The organism is Microbacterium sp. NPDC055903 (assembly GCF_053615555.1).
In genome coordinates this window covers 1,115,019-1,134,823 of the sequence record NZ_JBSHCA010000001.1, presented here as the reverse complement: position 1 = coordinate 1,134,823, position 19,805 = coordinate 1,115,019, and the positions used below count along the sequence as shown (strand labels likewise).

Sequence of the window (19,805 nt, the reverse complement as noted above, 5' to 3'; positions counted from 1 at the left end):
CCCCCCTTCTGAAAGGTCCCTCCCATGCGTCGCTACACCCTCCCCGCGGTGGGCATGCTCGGCATCACCGCTCTCGCCCTCACGGGCTGCCAGTCCGCCGCCGGCGATGAGGCATCCGCCGCTGACGCCCCCATCACCATCGCGACCCTCCCCGTCTCCGACGACCCGACGGCTGTGAACCCCATCGACGCGCTCGTCGAGCTCCTCGAGGCCGAGACCGGTCGCGAGGTCGAGGTCACGGATGTCCCCGACTACCTCAGCGTCGTGGAGGCCATCCGCGCCGACCACGTCGACATCGGCATCATGAGCGGCTTCCCGTCCGCGCTCGCCGTCAACACCGGCGAGGTCGATGCGCTGCTCGCCTGGAAGGGCTCGGACGAGCCCGTCTCCACCTGCGTCGTGCTCGACGACTCGCCCATCCAGACCGTCGAGGACCTCGAGGGCAAGACCGTCGCCTTCGCCGACCAGGCCTCCAGCTCCGGCTACTTCATGCCCGTCTACATGCTGCACGAGGCGGGTCTGGAGCAGGGCGAGGACTACGAGGCGATCTTCGCCGGCGGGCATGAGGGCAGCTTCGCCGCCCTCGAGCAGGGCCAGGTGGATGCCGCCTGCACCGCGTTCGTCCTCACCGAGATGGGCGCCCCGATGTTCCCGTTCGCCGAGGGCGAGTGGCGCGCGGTCGGCGAGAGCCCCGCGATGGACGTGATGGGCACCGTCCTCGCCCGTCAGTCGCTCGACGAGGAGACCCGCACCGTGCTCGAGGAGGCGATCCCCGCCGTCTTCTCCGAGGAGAACGCCGAAGCGCTGGCCGCGTACGGCTCCTTCATCGGCCTCGAGGTCGAGATCGCTCCCGACCCGAGCGTCTTCTCCTCCTTCGCCGACATCGCAGCCGTCGCCGGCGTCGACCTCGAGGACCTGAAGTGACGACGGCAGCTGTGACCGCGAAGGCCAAGGTCGTGCCCGTCACGACCGGTGAGGTCCGCCGCGCTCTGCCGCTCGTCACCGTGCGGGGGCTCGGCGTCTCCTACGGCGACGCCCGAGTGCTCGACGGCGTCGACCTCGACCTGTTCGCCGGCGAGATGGTGGCGCTGCTCGGTGCATCGGGCTCCGGCAAGTCGACGCTCATGAAGAGCCTGACCGGTTTCGCCCCCATCGCCGAAGGCTCCGTCAGGGTCGCAGGGCACGATGTCACCAACCTCCGCCGGGGGGAGCTGCGCACCCTGCGGTCGGAGGTCGGACAGGTGTTCCAGCAGTTCAATCTGATCCCTCGGCTGAGCGTGCTGCAGAACGTGCTGACCGGTGCGCTCCACGACGCGGGCCCGCTCAACCTCGTGGGCGGCTTCTCCAGCGCGCACCGCCGCCGGGCCATGGAGCTGCTCGACCGCGTCGGCATCGCGCACAAGGCCAAGGACCCCGCCCGCTCGCTCTCGGGAGGACAGCAGCAGCGCGTCGCGATCGCGAGGGCGCTCATGCAGCAGCCCCGCGTGATCCTCGCCGACGAGCCGGTCGCCTCGCTGGACCCCAAGCTCGCCGACTCCGTGCTCGAGCTGCTGCGCGGCATCGCGGGGGAGGACGGCATCCCCGTGCTCGTCAGCCTGCACGTGCTGCCGCTCGCCCTGTCGCACAGCGACCGGATCGTCGGGCTGCGGCACGGACGGATGCTCGTCTCCGGCCGCACCAAGGAGCTGGATGCCGCGGCGCTCGCCGCGCTCTACGAGGAGGAGGACGGCGATGACGACCACGACGCCTGAGCCGCGCACCCGACGCGAGAAGCCGGCGCTCCCCGCGGCGGAGCGCGCGCGGATGGAGAAGGCGTTCTCACTCCCGCGGACGCGCTTCCTCATCGGCATCCCGATCGCCCTGCTGATCCTGTTCTGGTCGGCCGGCGGCGTCGGCTTCGACTTCGTGAAGCTCGGCGAGGGCACCGTGAACATGGGCGAGTTCCTCTCGCGGCTGTTCCCGCCGGACTTCTCGAAGATCGGCACCATCGTTGCGCTGCTCGTGGAGACGCTGCAGATGGCGATCGTCGGCACCGTTCTCGGCGTGGTGCTCTCGCTCGTCGTCGCCTTCGGTGCGGCATCCAACATCGCACCGCGCTGGCTCTACTACCCCTCGCGCTGGGTGATGAACGTCATCCGCGCCGTGCCCGACCTCGTCTTTGCGCTCATGTTCGTCTCCGCCGTCGGGCTCGGACCCTTCGCCGGAATCCTCGCCATGACGCTCGGATCCCTCGGCTCGATCGGCAAGATCTTCGCCGAGGCGATGGAGTCCGTCGACAACGGGCCGATCGTCGCCATGCAGGCCGTCGGCGCCTCCAAGCGCCAGGTCATCCAGTACGGCATCCTGCCGCAGGCCGCGCCGCTGCTCGTCTCGTACACGCTGCTGCTGTTCGAGGGGAATGTGCGCGGCGCGACCATCCTCGGCCTCGTCGGCGCCGGCGGCATCGGCCTCGAACTCACCACGGCCATGCGGATGTACGACTACGGACACCTCAGCGCCATCATCATCTGCATCATCGTGCTCGTCACGGTGATCGACCAGGGCAGCGCCCTCATCCGAAGGAGAATCACATGACCACCATCGAGCTTTCCGCACCCGTGAACCTGCGAGACCTCGGCGGCATCGCGATCGGCGGCGGCGTGCTCCGCGACGGCGTGGCGATCCGCACCGACGATCTCGCCTACGTCACCGAGGACGTCGCGACCGCGCTCGTCGAGGACGGCCTCACCGCGATCATCGACCTGCGCTCGCCGATGGAGGTCGCCATCACCGGCCGCGGCCCGCTCGGCCAGTACCCGATCAGCTATCACCACCTGCCGCTCATCGCCGACGTGGTGACGGAGACGCCGCGTGACGGCGGGTTCAGCCACGAGGGCATGGGGCGGATGTATCTCGGCATGATCGCCGGGGCGGCACCCCAGCTCGTGACCGCGCTGAACGTGATCGCGCACACCCCCGGCGCGACGGCGTTCCACTGCGCCGCCGGGCGTGATCGCACGGGCGTGCTCGCCGCCATGCTGCTGCTGGCGCTGGGCGCCGGAGACGACGACATCGTCACCGACTACGCCCGCACCGGTGAGAACATGGCAGCCATCATGGAGCGCAGCCGGCCCGTGATGGGGGCCATGTGGAAGGCGCTGGGCTTCGAGATGGATGCGCCGGACACGACAGGTCTCATGGAGGGCTCGATGGAGATCTCCATGCGGATCGTCCTGGAGACGCTGCGCGAGACGCACGGCGACCCGCTCGCGCCGCTGCGCGCCGCAGGCCTCTCGGACGACACCGTCGCCCGACTCAGGGAGAAGGCTCTCGCCGCATGACGACGGCGACGATGGATGCCGGGACCGCGGTGCGCCGCGGCCCCGGCCGTCCCCGTGATGAGGACATCGATCGGCTCATCGTCGACGCGACGCTCGCGATCATCGATGCCGAGCAGGACGTCACGGTCGCTCGCATCCTCGCCGGCAGCGGCGTGAGCCGGGCAGCCCTGTATCGCCGGTGGCCGTCGCTCACCGCGCTGATCGCCGCCGCGCTCGACGTGGGCCGCAGCGTCCCACCGGCCGTCGCGCTCGACGGGGAGCTGCGCGATGCGGTGTTCACCTCGATGTTCGGAGCGGAGGCGGCCGCGTTGTCCGCCGGGTACTCCGAGGTGCGCTTCCGGCAGCGCATCCGGCTCGTGATGTCGGACCGGACGCTGCAGAAGGCGTACTGGAACTCGCACGTCTCGCGGCGGCGGGTGCCGATGGAGGCGGCGTTGCGCGCCGGCATCGAACGCGGCATCCTGCGCGCGGATCTCGACGTCGAGGCCTGCTTCGACGCGATCGCCGGTGCGGCGTACTACCAGCTCGTCGTCCGCGGCGACGGCATGGACTCTCCCGGAACGCGCGAGCGGCTGCAGGCCGCCTTCGACGTCGTCTGGCGGGGGATGCTCGCGTAACGCCCTGAGCCTGTCGAAGGGAGCGGCTAGCGTGAGAGGGTGATTCCCCTCGCGATCGTCCTGTTCCTCAACGCCGGCTTCAACGTGATCGTCTGGCCGCGCTTCTACAAGCGGATCGCGAGCGACACCCGCGCGCGCGACGAGGCGGGCAAGGCCACGCCGTTCCTCATCGTGCACGTGGTGCTGATCGTCATCGCGCTGGTTCTCGCGGTGGTCTCCGTGCTGGTCGGCATCGCCGGGCTCGTCGGAGCCCTCTGAGCCTCACGCGCGGGCGACCGGCTGCTGCAGCTCGGTGACCCAATCCGACTGATCGTCCGAGACGGCGCGCACGTAGAGCTCCCGGCACGGGCCGGAGGGCACCATCCCGCGCGCGATGATCTCGGCGTGGATCCGCTGCCAGCTCTGCGCGATGCGGTCCATGGCGCCGAGGTGGATGCCGCAGATCGCCTCGCCCGCGGCCGGAAGGTCGATGAGCTCCACGCCTTCGCGCACCGGCCCGTCGTAGGCGTAGCCGGCGACGACCTCGGTGCCCTCCTCGACGGCGGCGTACTGGGCGATCGGCGTCGTGAGGCTGCCGCAGGCGTCGCCGATCACCGCGGCGACGGCGTCGAAGGCGGGGCCGACGACCTCGGCGATCTCCGGTTGCGAAGCGACGAGTGCGCGGCGCGCCGCCAGGCGCACGGCGGGCAGGGGCTTCTCGATGATCTCGATGGGGGACATGGTGTTCTCGCTTTCGATGAGCTGGAGTCGCCGTTCCACATCGACCAGGCGCGCGGCCGCGATCCGGTGCTCCTCTTCGACCTCGGCCCTGCGCGCCTTCAGCAGCGCGGTGATGCGCTCGGCATCCACCCCCTGCTCCAGGATCAGGGCGATGTCGTCGAGGCCGAAGCCGAGCTGCCGCAGCGCTACGATCCGGTGCAGCCGTGCGAGCTGCGAGGGGTCGTAGGAGCGGTAGCCGCTGTACTCGTCGACGTGGGCGGGCACGAGCAGCCCGGCGGTGTCCCAGTGCCGGAGCATCCGGTGGGTCACCTGGCCGATCTGCGCGAACGCTCCGATGGACAGCATGCTTCTGTTCTCCCGCCTGACACCGTGTCAGAGTCAAGCATCCCAGTTCACCGGATCTCGAACCGGCGGGCGTGCTCTGCCCAACCGGCCTCGGCGGGGAGGGCGCGCAGGGCCTTGTTCGTGACCGCGAGCACGACAGCGACGGCGCAGAGCGCGGCGCTGAACAGGATCGTGGTCTGCCTGCCGACGAGGGTGAGCCCGAAGCCCGCGATGAGCGGGGCGAGCGGCATCGCACCCATCCCGAGCACGCCGGCGGCGCTGTTGGCCCTGCCGAGCAGCTCGGTCGGGGTGGCGACCATGAAGTAGCCCATCATCGACGCGTTCAGTGCGGGCAGCAGGAACACGGATGCTCCGAGCACCGCGGCCATCGCCCACGGGCTCTCCAGCATCGACACGATGATCGCCCCGGTGGTGGTGCCGCAGAGGCCGATGATGGTGAGCATCCCTGCGCTGATGCGGGGCACGAGGAAGGGCGCGACGATCGCGCCGACGAGCATGACGGCGCCGAGCGCTGCGGACATCGTGCCGATGAGCAGCTCGGAGTGCCCTGCCTGCTGCAGGCCGTAGACGACGGTCGTGATGGCGGCGTTGAAGCCGAGGTTGATGATGGTGATGATCACGATCACCCCGCCGAGGTCGGGGCGGGAGAACAGCCAGGTGAAGCCCTCGCGGATCTCGGCCCAGGCGTTGGGCTTGCGGACGGGGGTCTGAGCGGGCGCCGCGAGGCCGTCTTCCCCGTCGACGTCCGCCGGAGAGCCAGGACCATCAGCCGTGCCGGCGGCGTGTCCGGCTGCGACACGCGGTTCGCGCGTCGGATCGTGTGGGTTCTCCGTCGCCGCGGGGGCCGCAGCGGAGCGGCGCAGCACCCAGGCGGTCACCGCGGCGAGGGCGTAGCAGAGGGTCATCACGGCTCCGATGAGCCAGGCCCCGATGCCCAGGAGCACGCCGCCGAGCGGCCCGCCCGCGAGCTGCAGTGCAGCATCCCGCCCCTGGTTCGCGGCCTGCGCGCGCCCCATCGAGTCGGCGGGGACGATCTCCTTCAGCGCGCTCTCGCTGGCCGGCTCGAAGAGGCCGGCCCGCATCATCAGCAGCACCTCGACGACGAGGATGACGGTGAAGGTGAGCGCGTCCGCGAGGGCCAGGAGCGTGAAGCCGCCGGCGAGGACGGTCGCGACCAGCGCGCCGTAGATCATCAGCGCGATGCGGGAATGGCGGTCGGCCAGAACTCCGCCGTACAGCGTGACGAGGAGTCGGGTCACGAGCCCCACGCCGGCGATGGTGCCGGCCTGGGCTGGCTCGTCCGTCACGATCAGGGCGATGAGGGGGATCGCGAAGCCGGCCAGGGCAGTGGCCAGGCCTTTGCTCGTGTCACTGGTCAGCCACAGCAGATAGCGGCGGTTGGTCCACAGCGAGGTGCTCTCTATGGCAGTCGTCATGAGCATCAGGTTAGATGCGCAAGAAGAATTGCGCAAGTAAAGTTGCGCACATTGTGGTGCGGGTATGATCGGGGCATGGTCGAGGACGAGGAGACGCCGTTCGGTGATGCCACCTGGATGACCTCGGCCATGCTGAAGGCCTATTCGCACCCGCTCCGCCGAAGGATCCTCCGTCTCATCTCCCGGCGCGAGTTCGTCCGAGCCGCCGATGTCGCCGCCGAGCTCGGCGTTCAGCCGAACAGCGCGAGCTTCCATCTGCGAGCGCTCGGCGATGCCGGCCTGATCGAGGAGGCGCCCGATCAGGCGCGCGACCGGCGCGACCGCGTCTGGACGGGTCGCAAGGGCGCCCTCAACGTCGGCGGACCGGAAAGCCCCGTCGCGGACGAGCAGCTGGGCGGCGCGGTGATCGCAGCGCTCGCCGAAGACCACAACGACCTCGTGCGGCGCGTGCTGGCGTGGACGCCGGAGTACGTCTCCGGCCGGGTCTCCGAGGCGCATGCCGCGTTCGCACAGCGCACGATCCGCCTCACCGAGGCGGAGTTCGACGGCGTGATGCGCAAGATCCACGAGGTTCTCAACGTCGCAGACGAGGCCCATGACGACGCCGACCCCGAGGGCCGCTACTGGCAGCTCGATCTCATCGCCGCCGACGACACGATCTGAGGGCGGATGCTCGCAGCATCCACGACCTCTCTGTCACGCGAAACCTCTCCGCACCGACGAGACCCCGTCGTATCCACGGGGATACGACGGGGTCTCGTCGGGAGAACGGGGCTCGGGGTCAGGGGACCGTGCGGCGGAAGGCGAGGAACGACACCCCCGCCAGCGCGGCGACCGCGACCAGGCCCCAGAGGGCGAGACCGAGTGCGCCGAGCGTGGCGATGTTCCCGATGAGCTGATCCCACAGCTCCAGCCGCGTCACCAGGAACAGCGCGCCCACGAGGAGCAGTCCGAGACCGACGCTCGCGATCGTCAGCACGGTCGGGCCCCAGCTCTTGTACACCGTCGCGCCGGTGAACCCGACGACGAAGAAGAACAGGGCGAGCGCGAAGTAGAAGACGAAGGCGCCGAACGGGCCGGACTCCCACAGCCATGGCAGATGGAAGACCCAGCCGTTCACGCCGTAGCCGTCGGTGAGCTGCTCGATCCAGCCTCCGATCACGAACAGCACCCCCATGAACGCGCTGCCCAGGATCGCGGTGAGCATCGTCCCGAGGAAGAACTCTCGGCGCGTGATGCTCATCGCCTGCGAGAAGGGGAAGGTGAGCGTCATCGCGGACATGCCGATCGCGAAGAAGTACCAGAGTGGGGCCTGTCCGCCGCCGCCGTACTTGGGCGCATCCCCGGGGATCATCATGTAGATGAGGACGGAGACGAGCGTCGCTGCTCCCAGGATGATCAGTGGCACCCAGATGAAGGTCTGCCGGTTGATCAGCTGCAGGCGGATGACGTTGAGTGTGCGTCGCATCAGCGGACCTCCTCCGTGGTGGCGGCTTTCTGGGTGAGTCGGACGATGAGCTGCTGCAGCGAGACCGGTGCCAGGTCGAGGCCGGAGGCGGTGACCTCGGCGCGCTCGGCGTCGGTGAGGCGTCCGAGGACGGTGATCGATGCCACGCGTCCGAGCGCCTCGCGGTGCAGGACCTCGCGGCCGTCCGCCCACGCGTCGACCTTCGCCGCGTCGCCGATGACGGTGACGGCGCGGTCGCGCACGGCATCCGTGTCCTCGTCGAGCAGGATCGTGCCGTTGTCGATGACGATGACCTTCTCGATGAGGTTGGAGACCTCGTCGATGAGGTGCGACGACAGGATGATCGTGCGCGGATGCTCGGCGTAGTCCTCGACGAGGCGGTCGTAGAAGATCTGCCTCGCGACGGCGTCCAGGCCCAGGTACGGCTCGTCGAAGAAGGTGATCTCCGCGCGGGACGCCAGCCCGATGATGACGCCGACGGCAGAGAGCTGACCGCGGGACAGCTTCTTGATCGTCTGCTTCATCGGCAGCTGGAACTCAGCGATCAACTCCTCGGCGAGCTCCTGGTCCCAGTTCGGGAAGAACAGGCGTGCGGCGGCGAACGCGTGCCTGGGGTACGCGTCGTCCGGGTACTTCTGGCTCTCCCGCACGAAGCAGATCCGGCTGAGCACGCGGGCGTTCTCGTACGGGTGCTCGCCGAAGACGCGCACCGTGCCGGCGGTCTCGAAGTTCTGCGCCGTGAGGATCGACATGAGCGTCGTCTTGCCGGCGCCGTTGCGGCCGAGGAGGCCGTAGATCGCGCCGCCCTCGAGCGAGAGCGAGACGTTGTCGAGTGCGCGCTTGTCCTTGTAGTGCTTGACGAGGTTCTTCACCTCGATGACGGCGGTCATGCGGGGGTGTTCCCTTCTGTGCGGGCGGCGCGCTCGGTGAGCAGCGCCGCGAGGTCTGCGGGGCCGAGGCCCAGGGTGCGGGCTTCGGCGAGGAGCGGGTCGATGTAGCGGTCGGCGAAGGCGGCGCGGCGTTCGCCGAGGAGCAGCTCGCGAGCGCCCTCGGTGACGAACATGCCGATGCCGCGGCGCTTGTACAGCACGCCCTTGTCGGTGAGCATGGCGACTCCCTTGGCTGCGGTGGCTGGATTGATGCGGTAGAAGGCGGCGAGCTCGTTCGTCGACGGCGCCTTGGTCTCCTCGGCGAGGCTGCCGTCGACGATGGAGTCCTCGATCTGCTCGGCGATCTGGAGGAAGAGCGCCTTGCCCTCTTCGATCACGGTGCCTCCGATTGGTTAGGTGGTTACTTACTCGACTAACTAACCATGTAACCCGGAGGGTGTCAAGCAGAGATGCGTGAGCGACGTCAGCCCCTTGCGAGGGCGCGCCGAGGGGGATGCCTCTTTCTGGGGTGTCAGCCGCGGAGATCCCGAGTGCGAAGGGCGAGAGCGGACGCCGCGGCCAGTGTCACGGCGAGCGCCCAGGTCGTGGTCAGGCCCCCGAGGTCGACGCCTTCGGCCAGGGGAGACCGGTGGTACACCCAGGCGTAGGGGGAGAGCATCCGCAGCCATTCCAGGTCGGGGGACTGCTTCGCGAGTGCCTGCAGGATGTATCCAAGAACCGCGATTCCGGCGCCGGCGCCCGTCGCCCAGACTTTGCGGCCGGTCGCGGCGCCCGCCAGAAGGGCGGCGGATGCGGTGAGGAAGGCGAGCCCGGTGAGGGCGGCGCTCGCGCCGACGATGCGCACCGGGTCGAGGTCGAGCCCGGCGGGGCCGTTGAGCGCCCACACGACGACTCCGGAGAAGGCGCCGAGCCAGCCCAGCCGTACGAGCACGGACAGCGCCGATTCGAGCGCGTAGGGCGTCCGACCGATCCCGTGCGCGAGATCGAGCTCCAGGCGTCCGCTCTCCTCTGCGCCCGCGATGGCGGCCGCGCCCCAGAGCACCGCGGCGATCGTCAGGAGCAGGAACCCCATCAGACCGTAGAAGGTGCTCTGCGTGTAGCCGGCGCCGCTGGAGATCTGGTCGTAGCCGAGCGTCTGCACGAGATCTTTCGGCAGGGAGTCGATGAGGCTCTGCAACTCGTCGCTCGTCCCCAGGGATGCGTACAACGGCAGGTAGAGGAGCAGCACCGTCGCGAGCCCGAGCGACCAGCCCACGACGCTGCGCCCCGATTCCCGCATGCTGCGTCGGAACACCGGCAGGATGCGGAGCATCTCACTCGCCCCCTTCGCGCAGTGACCGTCTCGTCACCGGGCGTGCGACGGCGCCCTTCTGGATGGAATCCCCGTACAAGTGGAGGACGGACTCCTCGAGGTCCGGTTCTTCGACGGTGAGTTCGACGACCTGGAAGCGCGCGAGCGCCTTCACGAACGGGTCGATCGCTCCGTTGACGGTGGCGGAGACCCGTGCCGCATCCACCTGGTCGATCACCAGCTCCTCGATGCCGGGAAGACTCGTGAACGCGGTGCGGACGTCTTCGGCATCCACCTCGCCGACCGTGACGCGGATGCGACGGATGGAACCCAGCCTGAGCGAGGCGACGTCCCCGTCTGCGACGATCCTCCCTGCGCTCAGCACGGCGACCTCGTCGGCCGTCTGCTGGATCTCGCCGAGCACGTGCGAGCTGAGCAGCACCGTCTGACCGGCATCCCTGGCCTCCCGGACGAGGCGCAGGAACTCACGTTGGACGAGCGGGTCCAGCCCGCTGGTCGGCTCGTCCAGGATGAGAAGCTCCGGGCGGTGCATGAACGCCTGGATGAGGCCGACCTTCTGCTTGTTGCCCTTCGAGAGCGTGCGCACCGGCCGGTCCAGATCGACGCCGAGGCGATCGGCCAGCTCGCGCGCGGTCCGCAGGGCGGCCGCGCTGTCGTGGCCGGACACCTCGGCGTAGAAGGACAGCACGCGATGGCCGCTCGCGCGCCCGTCGAGACGCAGCTCACCCGGTACATATCCGATTCTCCGGCGCAGCGCGGCACCGGCATGACGGGGGTCCTCGCCCAGAACGCGGACCCTGCCCGAGCTGGGGCGGATGACGTCGACGAGGGTGCGCAGCGTGGTGGTCTTGCCCGCGCCGTTCGGGCCGATGAGCCCGAAGACCGTGCCCGGTCGCACATGCAGGTCGAGCGCGTGCACCGCGATGCGATCGCCATAGCGCTTGCGGAGACCTTCGATAGCGATCGCGTCGTCCATGATTCCGCTCCTCCGCACTCTGGGGGGCACGTTAGACACGCCGCCGCTCGGTGTCAAGGCTCGTGCTGCCGTGCGGGGCGCGGGTGGAGACGGGAGACGCACCGGAGTGCGAACCGCGGGCCTATCGTGGGGGAGTGGACTTCCCGTATGCCAGGCTCAGGCGCTTCCCCGATGTCGAGGCCCCGAACCTGCAGGCCTGGGATGCCACCGACGAGCAGCTCGTGGCGCGGGCGCTGGCGTCAGGTGTCCCCGGTCCGGAGATCAGCGTGATCGGCGACGAGTACGGTGCGATCTCGCTCGCCCTGGCGTCGGCGGGTCTCTCCGGCGTCCGGGTTCATCAGGATCTGGCCACCGGTCGGCGCGCCCTGGTGCGCAATGCACGGCAATGCGGGGTGTCGGTGTCGGGGTCTGCGTGCGAAACGCCGGGCGGGGCGCCGCGTGTCGCGGATGCGGATGCTGAGGCGCGCCAGGCGCGCCCGGGAATCGGTGCGGTCGAGACGCACGAGCTGGATGCCGGCCTGCTGTCCGGCGCCCGGCTCGTGCTGCTGCAGCTGCCCAAGGCGCTCGCGGAGCTCGAGGAGATCGCGGATGCCGTCGCCCGTTGGGCCGCGGACGATGTCGTGCTGGTGGCGGGCGGGCGCGTGAAGCACATGACCCTCGCTCAGAACGAGGTGCTCGGCCGCTTCTTCGCCGAGGTGCAGCCGCAGCGTGCAGAGCGGAAGTCGCGCCTGATCGTCGCGACAGGTCCGCGTCCCGTGGGCGCCCCGCCGTTCCCGGTGCAGGCGGCGCATCCGGAGTTCGGTCTGACCCTCGTCGCGCACGGCGGCGCATTCGCCGGTGACCGTGTCGACATCGGCACGCGCGTCCTGCTCGAGGTGCTGGCCGAGCGCGCGGGCGGCGGGAGCCCAGGGCTGGCGCCGGCAGAGCGCCTCGTGGTCGACCTCGGCTGCGGCACGGGGGCGCTCGCCGCATCCTGGGCGCTCGGTCACCCCGATGACCGCGTGGTCGCGACGGATCGCTCGGCCGCTGCGGCGGCATCGGCGCGCGCGACCATGGCGGCCAATGGGCTCATCGGCCGCGTCGAGGTGATGCACGACGATGCCGGCTCCGAGATCCCTGATGCGAGCGCCGACGTCGTGCTCCTCAACCCCCCGTTCCACCTCGGTGCGAGCGTGCACACCGGCGCGGCCTCCCGGCTCTTCGATGCGGCGGCGCGCATCCTTCGCCCTGGTGGCGAGTTGTTGACCGTGTACAACTCCTCGCTCGGGTACAGGTCCGAACTCGCCCGCCTCATCGGCCCGACCGAGCAGCTGCGCCGCACGCCGAAGTTCACCGTCACGCGCAGCGTGCGTCGCTGACTTTTCCTGCACAAGACACGGCTTCAGCGAGCTCTCCACATGTTCGCGGAATCAAGCCTGACCTGGGAATTATCCTCGGAATCGGGCTGGCATTCTCGTCGCATCAGAGCAATGATGAAAGGGTGCTCACCGTGACAGAACCTCAGATATGGACGGCGCTCGGGATCCTCGCCGCCGCCCTCACCGGCATGATCGCCGTGACGACGCAGCTGATGATGCGCACCCTCGAGGCGCAGTTCGCCGCCGTTCGGTCGCAGTTCGCCGCCGTCGGCTCGCAGTTCGAGCAGGTGAACACGCAGTTCTCCGAGCTGCACAGCAGAATCGACGGCTTTCGCGCGGAGATGATCGTGCGGTTCGACACTGTCGACCGGCGCTTCGACGCGGACGTGCAGGCGATCACGAAACGGATGCTCCCCGAGTAGCGGAAGGCGGGCGATTCGGCGTGCGTCGCTCGGGGGGGTCTTTTGCAGGAATCCCCGTTCACGCGCGTATTCGAGACAGGGCCGACACGCCCAGATTTGGCCCTGATCGGCCATTTTGTTAGGTTGGAATTCGGGCCTCGTGCCCGAAGACCAGTCCGCGGCCGCGTCCTTCTTTCGAAAACAGCTGTGCTACGAAGAGGCGTGGGCGTACGGTCGATGTCCTCTGCGGGGATCCGAAATCCGCCGCCCGAGCCGCCAGTGCAGCGCTGTCGAAGCGGCCTTGTGGACATCACCCGGGCGTAACCGAAGCAGGCTCACCGAGCCCGAAAAACGGTGAGCCGCGGGGGAAACGTGACCGAAACCGCTCTGCAAGCGCGCCATCTCTTCAAAGTGTTCGGACGCAGTCCGAGCCAGGCCGTTCGCCGCCTCAAGGCCGGCGAGTCCAGGGCCGACATCGCCGATGTCGGCACCGCAGCCGTGATCGACGCCAGCTTCACCGTCCAGAAGGGCGAGATCTTCGTCATCATGGGCCTGTCGGGATCCGGCAAGTCCACCATCATCCGCATGCTGAACGGCCTCCACGACATCACCGACGGCAGCGTCGAGGTCGGTGGAGCCAGCATCACCGGCATCCCTGCCTCGCGACTGCGCGAGATCCGCCGCGACAAGGTGTCCATGGTCTTCCAGCACTTCGCCCTGCTGCCGCACCGCACCGTCGCCGCGAACGTCGCGTACCCCTTGGAGTTGAAGGGCGTCAGCAAGGCCGAGCGCCTCGCGAAGGCGGAGGAAGTGCTCGCGCTCGTGGGCCTGGACGGCTGGGGCGACAAGCTTCCGGGTGAGCTGTCCGGCGGGATGCAGCAGCGCGTCGGCATCGCCCGCGCGCTCGCCGCCGACACCGACATCCTGCTCATGGACGAGGCATTCAGCGCCCTCGACCCCCTCATCCGCCGCGAGATGCAGGAGCAGCTGCTCGAACTCCAGCAGAAGCTGCAGAAGACGATTGTCTTCATCACCCACGACCTCAACGAGGCCATGTTCCTCGGCGACCGCATCGCGGTCATGCGCGATGGGCGGATCGTCCAGATCGGCACCCCGGAGGACATCCTCACCGACCCCGCCAACGACTACGTCGAGCAGTTCGTGCAGGACGTCGACCGCGCGAGGGTCCTCACAGCGGCGAACGTCATGGAGCGTCCTCGTCCGGTCGTGGCCGAATCGGCCGGCCCGCGCACGGCTCTGCGCCAGATGCGGGATGCCTACATGTCTGCCGTGTACGTCACCGGCCGCGATCGGAAGCTCCTCGGCATCGTCACGGACCGCGATGCCGTAAAGCTCGTGCGCAAGGGCGAGTCGAACCTGTCGAGCGTCATCAAGCCCGTGCCGCAGAGCGTGCGCGAGGACGAGGTGCTGATGAACCTCTTCGTCCCCGCCGTCGAATCGCCGCTTCCCCTCGCCGTGACCGACGCCGAGGGGCGCCTGGTCGGCGTGATCCCGCGCATCACCCTTCTCGCGGCACTCGGACCGGGACCGGGTGCGACCGAGGAGATCACCCTCCCGCTGCCGCCGGTCTCGCACGCCGAGATCGCGCTCGTGCTCGGGGAGGCGGATGCCGTCGGCGGCGCCCCCGTGACCGAGGGGGAGGTGCGCTCGTGAACGGCTTCCCCCGCATCCCGATCGGCGAATGGGTCGCCGCCGCCGTCGACTGGATCAAGGACAACCTCGAGGGCCTCCTCGACGTCATCGCGCTCGTCGTGCGCTTCCTCGTCAACGGCCTCACCGATGTGCTCACCGGCACGCCCATCGTCGTCATCGTGCTGCTCGCCGGGCTCATCGCCTGGGCGGTGCGCTCGCTGTGGATGGCGGTCGGCACCATCGTCTCGTTCCTGCTGATCCTCAGCCTCGAACTCTGGATCCCGGCGATGCAGACCCTGTCGCTCGTGCTCGTCGCCGCGGCGGTCGCCCTCGTCATCGCGCTGCCGCTGGGCATCTGGTCGGCGCGCAACGACACGGTGCGCGCGATCCTGAAGCCCGTGCTGGACTTCATGCAGACCATGCCGGCATTCGTGTACCTGATCCCGGCGATCGTCTTCTTCAGCATCGGCGTCGTGCCCGGTCTCGTCGCGACCGTGATCTTCGCACTTCCGCCCGGGGTGCGCATGACCGAGCTCGGCATCCGAGGCGTGGACGCCGAGACCGTAGAAGCGGGCAAGGCCTTCGGCGCGAAGCCGGGGCAGATCCTGCGCGGCATCCAGCTCCCGCTGGCGATGCCCACGATCATGGCCGGCGTCAACCAGGTCATCATGCTCGCCCTCTCGATGGCGGTCATCGCCGGAATGGCGGGCGCCGACGGTCTCGGCAAGCGGGTCGTCGAGGCGATCTCGACCGTGAACATCGGCAAGGGCGTCGAAGCGGGGCTGGGTGTCGTGCTCATCGCCGTCTTCCTCGACCGCGTGACCGCGGCCCTCGGTACTCCGTCCGAGCATCCCTCATCGCTCCTCGGCATCGCGTCGCGCCGTCGTGCTGCGCGACGCGCGCAGACCACGGATGCCGTGACGCAGCCCGCCTGACATCTCTCCCACCCATACGAAACGCACCAGATTATACGAAAGGCATCACCATGAAGTTCCGCACCACAGCAGCCATCGCCCTCGGACTCGCCGGATCCCTCGCCCTCGCGGGCTGCGCGACCGGTGACCAGACCGCCGGAGGCGACGGCGGCGCCGAGAGCAAGGGAACCATCACGCTCGGCTTCATCCCCACCTGGACGGACGGGCTGAGCATGGCCCACCTCGTGCAGGACCAGCTCGAGAAGCTCGGCTACACCGTCGAACTGCAGACGCTCACCGACGCCGGCCCGCTGTACACCGGCCTCGCCCAGGGCGACATCGACCTGTTCCCCTCCGCCTGGCCCGAGGTCACCCATGCCGACTACATGGAGACCTACGGCGAGGACCTCGAAGACCTCGGCGCGTACTACGACAACGCCAAGCTCACGATCGCGGTGCCCAGCTACAGCCAGCTCGACTCGATCGAGGACCTGAAGGGCAACGCCGACCTCGTCGATGGCAAGATCATCGGCATCGAGCCCGGCGCGGGTCTCACTGCCAAGACGCAGGATTCGATGCTCCCCGCATACGGCCTTGAGGGCGAGTACACCCTGGAGACGTCGTCGACCGCCGCGATGCTGACCGTGCTCGGTGAGGCGATCGACAACGAGGAGGAGGTCGTCGTCACGCTGTGGCGTCCGTTCTGGGCCAACAGCGCCTACGACGTGAAGGACCTGGAGGACCCCCTCGGTGCGATGGGCGAGGCGGAGACGCTCAACTTCATGGCGCACAAGGGCTTCGCGGAGGAGTTCCCCGAGGCCGCGGATCTCATCGAGCAGATCACCCTCGACGACGACCAGTACGGCTCGCTCGAGGACCTGGTCGTGAACGAGTTCGGCGAGGGCCAGGAGGCCGAGGCCGTCGACGCGTGGCTGGAGGAGAACGGCGACCAGTTCGACTGGATCGTCGAGTGATCTCCGCCGGCATGACGCACCGCACGCGTGCCGCCGGCCTCATCGCCCTCGGGCTCGGGGGCGCGATCGTGCTCGCCGGGTGCGCGTCCGGCGACGACCTCGCCGCCGGCGCCGATGCCCCTGCGGGCGAGACGAAGGGCACGATCGCGATCGGTTACCTGCCGTCGTGGACGGATGCCGTCAACAACGCCTACCTCCTGCAGGACCAGCTGCAGAAGCTCGGCTATGCCGTCGAGATGAAGACGCTCACCGACCCCGGCGTGCTGTACGCGGCACTGGCGGAGGGGGACATCGACATCTACCCCTCCGCCTGGCCGGAGATCTCGCAGGCGGCGTACATGGAGACGTACGCCGAAGACCTGGAGGACCTCGGGACGTACTACGAGGGCGCTCAGGGATTCGTGGCCGTGCCCGACTACCTCGACGACATCCAGACGGTCGACGACCTGAAGGGGCAGGCCGATCGTTTCGGCGGCAAGGTCTACACGATCGAGCCGGGCTCCGGCACGGCGACGATGGCCGAGGAGAAGCTGTTCCCCTCGCACGATCTCGGCACCGAGTACGCTCTCACGACATCGTCGCTCGCCGCCATGCTGACGGTGGTCGACGACGCCGTCGCGGCGGAGGAGCCGGTGGTCGTCACGCTGTGGAAGCCGTTCTGGGCCATCGAGACGTATGGCCTGAAGGAGCTCGAGGATCCTCTGAACGGCATGGGCGATCCGGAAGGGTTGCACTTCCTCGGGCATGAGGGGTTCAGCGAGGAGTTCCCCGAGGCGGCCGCGCTGATCGGGCAGATCACGCTCGACGACGCGCAGTACGGCGCGCTGGAGAACGCGATCGTGAACGAGTTCGGTGAGGGTCAGGAGGCCGAGGCCGTCGACGCATGGCTCGAGGAGCACAGCGGGCAGCTCGACTGGGCGGTCGAGGAGGGGTGAGCCTCAGCGGTCGCCCCGGCGGCGGACGGCTCTGATCACGAGCACGGCCGCGCCGAGCACGATGAGTGCGCCGGCGGCGATGATCAGCGGTGTCGAGTCGGCCCCGGTATCCGCGAGATCGGATGCCGGGGTCTGCTCGTTGCCGCCGGAGAGCGGAGGAGTCTCTTCGCCGGGGGTCTCCTCGCCGGGGGTCTCCTCGCCGGTTTCCTCCGCGGGGACGACGTCGATGAGGAGCTCGGCGGCGGCGCCGGTGGAGGTCTGGGTCAGCGTGAGAGTGTGAGGGCTGGCGTGCGGGAACGTGACCGAGACCTCGCCGTCGGCCTTCTCGATCACGTCGGTGGCGACGCTCGAGGTCACGGCGTAGTCGGTGGCGGGGAGCGGAGCGCTCTCGCCCATGTCGTCCGTCCCCGTGACCGTGAAGACAGCCGTGTCGCCCTGGTTCACCGCATCCGTGCTCTGCGCGAGGAGCTCGACCGTCGGGGTCGTGCGCACGCCGACCTCGAACACGTGCGTGGTCTCGTTGCCTAGCTCATCGCCGACGATGCAGGTCACCTCCGTGTCGCCGAGCGGGAAGGTCGAACCGCTGAACGGGGTGCACGTGCTCGCGGCGACGCCGGAAGGGTCGCTCGCGTCGAGATCCCACTCGACGATGGCGGAGGTCTCACCCGCGGCCACGACGAGGTCGATGTCCTCAGCGCCGACGGCGGGACCGGTGCGGTCGACGACGGCGGATGCCGTCGGGGAGGCGGCGTTCACGTCGTCGAACTGCCCGTCGACGGCGCCGGCGGGCACCTGCACCGTCACCGCTCCATCTCGCTCGACGCCCGTCACGGTGACCCGGTAGTACGAGGCCGCGAGGTAGAGCGAAGCGGCCGTCGACTCCGTGGGCAGGGGGAACGCCGTGAACTGCTCCGAGGGGGAGATCGGTGCGACGGTCGCCGAGACGGCGCCCGCCGTGCCGCCGAACACGAGGTCCGAGACGTCGAAGCCCGTCACCGTCTCGCCGAACCGGATGTCGAAGACGGGAAGCGTCGTCGCCGGCGACGTCGTCCCCCTCGCCGGTGCGACATCGGCCTGGAACGATAGCCCGGGGCAGCCGGTCAGGAACTCGACCCTGTCGTCGATGCTGTAAGACGCCACTCCGCCGCGGCGGATGTAGATGCCCGCGATCACGGGGTTCGACGCGGGTGCGGAGTCGAATGTCGCGACGACGGGGCCGTCGGGGAAGGAGTACGTGTCGTTGTCCTCGCCGAGGTACAGCACCGTCCCGCCGCCGTCGATCACCTGGCCGAAGTAGTACTCGCCGTCGCCGACGGTGCCGCCGGTGCCGGACCCGTCCTCGCTGTTCGGCGTGAGGGTCCAGCTCTCGCAGGTGAGCTCGGAGCTGCTGATGATCGCGACGACGGACTGCAGCGTGCACCCGCTCAAGGCCACGCCGAGCGCGGCCGCTCCCGCGACGACGGCGCCTGCGCGCGCCAGCATCCTTCGGCGCACACGCGCGCTGGAACGGATCATGCTCCGACCTCCCCTTGCCGACTGAGCTGTGCTCACAGTAGCGGCAGGGCAGCGCTGGGCGGAAGGGCCGGTCAGGGAACGATCGCGTCGATGTACCCGCCGTCCACCCGCACCGCGGCGCCCGTGGTCGCGGAGGCCAAGGGGGAGGCGAGATAGGCGACCATGTTCGCGATCTCCTCCGGCTCGATCAGCCGCTGCAGCAGCGATTGCGGGCGGTGCAGCCTCATGAACTCCCGCTGGGCCTCGTCCCAGGGCAGGGCGGGATCGACGAGTTCGTAGACGAATGCCTCGACGCCCCCGGTGTGCGTCGGCCCTGCCAGCACGGAGTTCACGGTGACGCCGGTTCCGGCCGCATCCTTCGCGTAGCCGCGGGAGACGGCGAGCAGCGCGGTCTTGGACATGCCGTAGTGGATCATCTCGGCAGGGGTCACCACGGCCGAGTCGCTGGCGATGTTGAGCACGCGGCCCCATCCGCGCTCCTTCATCACGGGCAGCGTCGCGCGGATGAGCCGCACGGCGGCGAGCACGTTGACCTCGAAGTAGTGCCGCCACTCGGCATCCGAGATGTCGAGGGCATCCGTCGCACCGAAGATCCCGAGATTGTTCACGAGGATGTCGACGGTGCCGGAGGCGAGGAGCACGGCATCCGCACCCTCCTGCGTCGTCACATCCCCTGGGGCCGCGACGAGCACGCGCGACGGGTTCTCGGCGACGAGCTCCCCGATGACGGCCGCGACCGATTCTCTGCTGCGCCCGTTCACCGCGACGCGTGCTCCGGCGTCAGCGAGCGCCGTGGCGATCGCGCGGCCGATGCCCTGCGTCGATCCGGTGACGAGTGCGGTCCTGCCGCTGAGGTCGATCTGCATGGAGGTCCCTTCGGTCAGTGTCGACCGTAGGGGCAACACCGAAGCCCGTCCAGGCATGCCCGCTCCGCGTGGCGCGCTTCGACAAGCTCAGCGAGCGGAGCAGGG

Annotated in this window: 22 protein-coding genes; 13 read left to right on the top strand and 9 right to left on the bottom strand. The window is 69.2% G+C overall.

Annotated features, from left to right (window positions below; translation table 11 throughout):
- Nucleotides 1-24: 24 nt before the first annotated feature.
- The 6 genes from phnD to ACWGJP_RS05150 are packed head-to-tail and all read left to right on the top strand — an operon-like array spanning nucleotide 25 to nucleotide 4,195.
- The gene (gene phnD, locus ACWGJP_RS05175; protein ID WP_452328685.1) at nucleotides 25-924 is read left to right on the top strand and encodes a phosphate/phosphite/phosphonate ABC transporter substrate-binding protein; all 900 of its coding nucleotides are present in this window, start codon (nucleotides 25-27) and stop codon (nucleotides 922-924) included.
- Nucleotides 921-1,751 carry a phosphonate ABC transporter ATP-binding protein gene (locus ACWGJP_RS05170; protein WP_452328684.1) on the top strand — a complete coding sequence of 277 codons (831 nt, stop codon included), beginning with the start codon at nucleotides 921-923 and terminating at the stop codon, nucleotides 1,749-1,751. Before phnD ends, ACWGJP_RS05170 begins: the two co-directional genes overlap by 4 nt.
- Nucleotides 1,732-2,574: a phosphonate ABC transporter, permease protein PhnE gene (gene phnE / locus ACWGJP_RS05165; RefSeq protein WP_452328683.1), complete on the top strand. Its 843-nt coding sequence runs from the start codon at nucleotides 1,732-1,734 to the stop codon at nucleotides 2,572-2,574. The genes ACWGJP_RS05170 and phnE overlap by 20 nt, the downstream gene beginning before the upstream one ends.
- Nucleotides 2,571-3,320, top strand: a complete 750-nt coding sequence (locus ACWGJP_RS05160; protein ID WP_452328682.1) for a tyrosine-protein phosphatase — start codon at nucleotides 2,571-2,573, stop codon at nucleotides 3,318-3,320. The genes phnE and ACWGJP_RS05160 overlap by 4 nt, the downstream gene beginning before the upstream one ends.
- Nucleotides 3,317-3,937 carry a TetR/AcrR family transcriptional regulator C-terminal ligand-binding domain-containing protein gene (locus ACWGJP_RS05155; protein ID WP_452328681.1) on the top strand — a complete coding sequence of 207 codons (621 nt, stop codon included), beginning with the start codon at nucleotides 3,317-3,319 and terminating at the stop codon, nucleotides 3,935-3,937. Before ACWGJP_RS05160 ends, ACWGJP_RS05155 begins: the two co-directional genes overlap by 4 nt.
- A 39-nt stretch (nucleotides 3,938-3,976) precedes the next feature.
- Nucleotides 3,977-4,195: an SCO4848 family membrane protein gene (locus ACWGJP_RS05150; RefSeq protein ID WP_452328680.1), complete on the top strand. Its 219-nt coding sequence runs from the start codon at nucleotides 3,977-3,979 to the stop codon at nucleotides 4,193-4,195.
- 3 nt (nucleotides 4,196-4,198) lie between these two features.
- Here the strand turns inward: ACWGJP_RS05150 and ACWGJP_RS05145 are convergent, their stop codons facing one another.
- Both ACWGJP_RS05145 and ACWGJP_RS05140 read right to left on the bottom strand, forming a co-directional pair.
- Nucleotides 4,199-5,002: a MerR family transcriptional regulator gene (locus ACWGJP_RS05145; protein ID WP_452328679.1), complete on the bottom strand. Its 804-nt coding sequence runs from the start codon at nucleotides 5,000-5,002 to the stop codon at nucleotides 4,199-4,201.
- 47 nt (nucleotides 5,003-5,049) lie between these two features.
- Nucleotides 5,050-6,438: an MFS transporter gene (locus ACWGJP_RS05140; RefSeq protein ID WP_452328678.1), complete on the bottom strand. Its 1,389-nt coding sequence runs from the start codon at nucleotides 6,436-6,438 to the stop codon at nucleotides 5,050-5,052.
- Between the two features lie 75 nt (nucleotides 6,439-6,513).
- Here ACWGJP_RS05140 and ACWGJP_RS05135 point away from each other — a divergent pair, with 75 nt between their 5' ends.
- Nucleotides 6,514-7,101: a helix-turn-helix domain-containing protein gene (locus tag ACWGJP_RS05135; RefSeq protein WP_452328677.1), complete on the top strand. Its 588-nt coding sequence runs from the start codon at nucleotides 6,514-6,516 to the stop codon at nucleotides 7,099-7,101.
- 118 nt (nucleotides 7,102-7,219) lie between these two features.
- Here ACWGJP_RS05135 and ACWGJP_RS05130 read toward each other — a convergent pair whose 3' ends face one another.
- From ACWGJP_RS05130 to ACWGJP_RS05110, 5 genes are all read right to left on the bottom strand, one after another.
- Nucleotides 7,220-7,906, bottom strand: coding sequence for a hypothetical protein (locus ACWGJP_RS05130; protein WP_452328676.1), 687 nt, complete (start codon nucleotides 7,904-7,906; stop codon nucleotides 7,220-7,222).
- Nucleotides 7,906-8,796 (bottom strand): ABC transporter ATP-binding protein, encoded by an 891-nt coding sequence (locus tag ACWGJP_RS05125; protein ID WP_452328675.1) that lies wholly within the window; start codon nucleotides 8,794-8,796, stop codon nucleotides 7,906-7,908. Before ACWGJP_RS05125 ends, ACWGJP_RS05130 begins: the two co-directional genes overlap by 1 nt.
- Nucleotides 8,793-9,173 carry a GntR family transcriptional regulator gene (locus ACWGJP_RS05120; RefSeq protein ID WP_452328674.1) on the bottom strand — a complete coding sequence of 127 codons (381 nt, stop codon included), beginning with the start codon at nucleotides 9,171-9,173 and terminating at the stop codon, nucleotides 8,793-8,795. The genes ACWGJP_RS05125 and ACWGJP_RS05120 overlap by 4 nt, the downstream gene beginning before the upstream one ends.
- A 134-nt stretch (nucleotides 9,174-9,307) precedes the next feature.
- A complete protein-coding gene (locus tag ACWGJP_RS05115) occupies nucleotides 9,308-10,108 on the bottom strand; it encodes an ABC transporter permease subunit (protein WP_452328673.1) in 801 nt (266 codons plus the stop codon).
- 1 nt (nucleotide 10,109) lies between these two features.
- Entirely contained in the window at nucleotides 10,110-11,084 is a 975-nt protein-coding gene (locus ACWGJP_RS05110; protein ID WP_452328672.1) for an ABC transporter ATP-binding protein, read from the bottom strand.
- A 134-nt stretch (nucleotides 11,085-11,218) separates the two neighbouring features.
- Between ACWGJP_RS05110 and ACWGJP_RS05105 the strand changes: the two genes are divergently transcribed.
- The 6 genes from ACWGJP_RS05105 to ACWGJP_RS05080 all read left to right on the top strand — a co-directional run bounded on the left by ACWGJP_RS05105 (nucleotide 11,219) and on the right by ACWGJP_RS05080 (nucleotide 17,319).
- Nucleotides 11,219-12,442, top strand: a complete 1,224-nt coding sequence (locus tag ACWGJP_RS05105) for a class I SAM-dependent methyltransferase (protein WP_452328671.1) — start codon at nucleotides 11,219-11,221, stop codon at nucleotides 12,440-12,442.
- Nucleotides 12,443-12,573: 131 nt separating this feature from the next.
- Nucleotides 12,574-12,864, top strand: a complete 291-nt coding sequence (locus ACWGJP_RS05100; RefSeq protein ID WP_452328670.1) for a hypothetical protein — start codon at nucleotides 12,574-12,576, stop codon at nucleotides 12,862-12,864.
- 351 nt (nucleotides 12,865-13,215) lie between these two features.
- Nucleotides 13,216-14,517 carry a quaternary amine ABC transporter ATP-binding protein gene (locus tag ACWGJP_RS05095; protein WP_452328669.1) on the top strand — a complete coding sequence of 434 codons (1,302 nt, stop codon included), beginning with the start codon at nucleotides 13,216-13,218 and terminating at the stop codon, nucleotides 14,515-14,517.
- The gene (locus ACWGJP_RS05090) at nucleotides 14,514-15,431 is read left to right on the top strand and encodes an ABC transporter permease (protein WP_452328668.1); all 918 of its coding nucleotides are present in this window, start codon (nucleotides 14,514-14,516) and stop codon (nucleotides 15,429-15,431) included. Before ACWGJP_RS05095 ends, ACWGJP_RS05090 begins: the two co-directional genes overlap by 4 nt.
- A gap of 50 nt (nucleotides 15,432-15,481) precedes the next feature.
- Nucleotides 15,482-16,384: a glycine betaine ABC transporter substrate-binding protein gene (locus tag ACWGJP_RS05085; protein WP_452328667.1), complete on the top strand. Its 903-nt coding sequence runs from the start codon at nucleotides 15,482-15,484 to the stop codon at nucleotides 16,382-16,384.
- Entirely contained in the window at nucleotides 16,381-17,319 is a 939-nt protein-coding gene (locus ACWGJP_RS05080) for a glycine betaine ABC transporter substrate-binding protein (protein ID WP_452328666.1), read from the top strand. Before ACWGJP_RS05085 ends, ACWGJP_RS05080 begins: the two co-directional genes overlap by 4 nt.
- Nucleotides 17,320-17,322: 3 nt before the next feature.
- On the opposite strand, the gene ACWGJP_RS05075 is transcribed toward ACWGJP_RS05080, so the two are convergent.
- Both ACWGJP_RS05075 and ACWGJP_RS05070 read right to left on the bottom strand, forming a co-directional pair.
- A complete protein-coding gene (locus tag ACWGJP_RS05075; RefSeq protein WP_452328665.1) occupies nucleotides 17,323-18,834 on the bottom strand; it encodes an HYR domain-containing protein in 1,512 nt (503 codons plus the stop codon).
- Nucleotides 18,835-18,905: 71 nt separating this feature from the next.
- On the bottom strand, nucleotides 18,906-19,700 hold the full coding sequence (locus tag ACWGJP_RS05070) for an SDR family NAD(P)-dependent oxidoreductase (RefSeq protein ID WP_452328664.1): 795 nt from the start codon (nucleotides 19,698-19,700) through the stop codon (nucleotides 18,906-18,908).
- Nucleotides 19,701-19,805: the final 105 nt, after the last annotated feature.

Excerpts from the sequence above, each read along its gene's own strand:
- phnD (WP_452328685.1), top strand. The coding sequence starts at position 25 with ATGCGTCGCTACACCCTCCCCGCGGTGGGCATGCTCGGCATCACCGCT.
- phnE (WP_452328683.1), top strand. The coding sequence starts at position 1,732 with ATGACGACCACGACGCCTGAGCCGCGCACCCGACGCGAGAAGCCGGCG.
- ACWGJP_RS05160 (WP_452328682.1), top strand. The coding sequence starts at position 2,571 with ATGACCACCATCGAGCTTTCCGCACCCGTGAACCTGCGAGACCTCGGC.
- ACWGJP_RS05155 (WP_452328681.1), top strand. The coding sequence starts at position 3,317 with ATGACGACGGCGACGATGGATGCCGGGACCGCGGTGCGCCGCGGCCCC.
- ACWGJP_RS05145 (WP_452328679.1), bottom strand. The coding sequence starts at position 5,002 with ATGCTGTCCATCGGAGCGTTCGCGCAGATCGGCCAGGTGACCCACCGG.
- ACWGJP_RS05140 (WP_452328678.1), bottom strand. The coding sequence starts at position 6,438 with ATGACGACTGCCATAGAGAGCACCTCGCTGTGGACCAACCGCCGCTAT.
- ACWGJP_RS05135 (WP_452328677.1), top strand. The coding sequence starts at position 6,514 with ATGGTCGAGGACGAGGAGACGCCGTTCGGTGATGCCACCTGGATGACC.
- ACWGJP_RS05130 (WP_452328676.1), bottom strand. The coding sequence starts at position 7,906 with ATGCGACGCACACTCAACGTCATCCGCCTGCAGCTGATCAACCGGCAG.
- ACWGJP_RS05125 (WP_452328675.1), bottom strand. The coding sequence starts at position 8,796 with ATGACCGCCGTCATCGAGGTGAAGAACCTCGTCAAGCACTACAAGGAC.
- ACWGJP_RS05115 (WP_452328673.1), bottom strand. The coding sequence starts at position 10,108 with ATGCTCCGCATCCTGCCGGTGTTCCGACGCAGCATGCGGGAATCGGGG.
- ACWGJP_RS05110 (WP_452328672.1), bottom strand. The coding sequence starts at position 11,084 with ATGGACGACGCGATCGCTATCGAAGGTCTCCGCAAGCGCTATGGCGAT.
- ACWGJP_RS05085 (WP_452328667.1), top strand. The coding sequence starts at position 15,482 with ATGAAGTTCCGCACCACAGCAGCCATCGCCCTCGGACTCGCCGGATCC.
- ACWGJP_RS05075 (WP_452328665.1), bottom strand. The coding sequence starts at position 18,834 with ATGATCCGTTCCAGCGCGCGTGTGCGCCGAAGGATGCTGGCGCGCGCA.
- ACWGJP_RS05070 (WP_452328664.1), bottom strand. The coding sequence starts at position 19,700 with ATGCAGATCGACCTCAGCGGCAGGACCGCACTCGTCACCGGATCGACG.